This window comes from Parabacteroides goldsteinii DSM 19448 = WAL 12034, from assembly GCF_000969835.1.
Lineage (GTDB): Bacteria > Bacteroidota > Bacteroidia > Bacteroidales > Tannerellaceae > Parabacteroides > Parabacteroides goldsteinii.
In genome coordinates this window covers 1,254,280-1,255,429 of sequence record NZ_KQ033913.1, presented here as the reverse complement: position 1 = coordinate 1,255,429, position 1,150 = coordinate 1,254,280, and the positions used below count along the sequence as shown (strand labels likewise).

Genomic DNA, 1,150 nt, shown 5'->3' with positions numbered 1-1,150 from the left:
AGATCAACAATATTTGTATGATCGTCAGAAGATGTTACGACCCCTAATGCCGGGTCACCAACATCACCGTTTTCTTTTGTCTGCCATAATACTTTAACAGATTGAATCTTTATAGTAGAACACCAGTCATGTAATTGTTCATTAAGTTGCGTTTCTCCATTTATATAAAATGTATACGGATTAAAACAGAATGCACCACCGGGAGCCACCATGAAACAGTTGGCAGTCGGCACCAGATTGTTATTATTCTCGGATGCCGCTATCGGATCGATAATCGTTACACGGCGGTCATTGACAGGTAAGTCAATATGACTGATCTTTACCGTATAATTATAATCTGTATTACCATACAAATTGAAGTCTGTCGATTTTGAACCACCCAGATAGACACGATAACTGAGTTTCTTCTTGGGGTCGGAAGTATTGGCAGCAATAAAATCGACATATGAACTGCCTGTCGGGGCATTCGATTTGATACGGTATGTCTGGGAGGTTGCTAATGAATTCGTTCCACGCACGTTGGTCGGTATCCAGCAGGAATAGTTTCCGGTACCTACTTCGGTACTCGTCAATTGTATAGTGGTGTATTGGTCTAGTAAGGAAGGGTACGTTTTATCGTCCTTATCCGGTGCAGCCACTACCTTATAATTAAGAGGGATACTTTGCAACAGGATTTGTTTTAACTGATAACCACTGTATGAATAAGTCCAATCCAGCGTCAGCCGGGTTGCCAGCCGACGGAGCAACAGACGGACGTCTTTACCTTCAATACTTTTGATCGTATTACCTTCTACGCAGACGTGTTCCAGATGCAGAACGTAAGGCATCTGGTTCATATGCTCTTGATTGGACGGATTAAGTTCGGATATGGCAGAAGCATTAATACTTTTGGTTTGGGCGGATGCCAGATTGCCGGTACCCAGTGTGGTACTTGTGTTACCTTTTCCCCAGGCAACAATCACCAGTTGGCAATCGGGGTTTGCTGTTAAAGTCAGGCTAATTGCGGAACCGATCTCTTGTTCCGCAACTACATTCGACATGCCACCGATGCGACCGCCGGAACGATCGTATTGTTGTATTTCCAAATTATAGAGTTTGTCCGGTTTCAGAGAACTCTCCGCTCCTTTCGTTGCCATTGCAGGTTGGAGAG

1 protein-coding gene is annotated in these 1,150 nt (G+C 43.9%); it reads right to left on the bottom strand.

Translation table 11 applies throughout. The features are described from left to right. Positions 1–1,150: DUF4906 domain-containing protein (locus HMPREF1535_RS18130; protein WP_148499129.1), on the bottom strand; the 1,150-nt coding region annotated here is incomplete at both ends.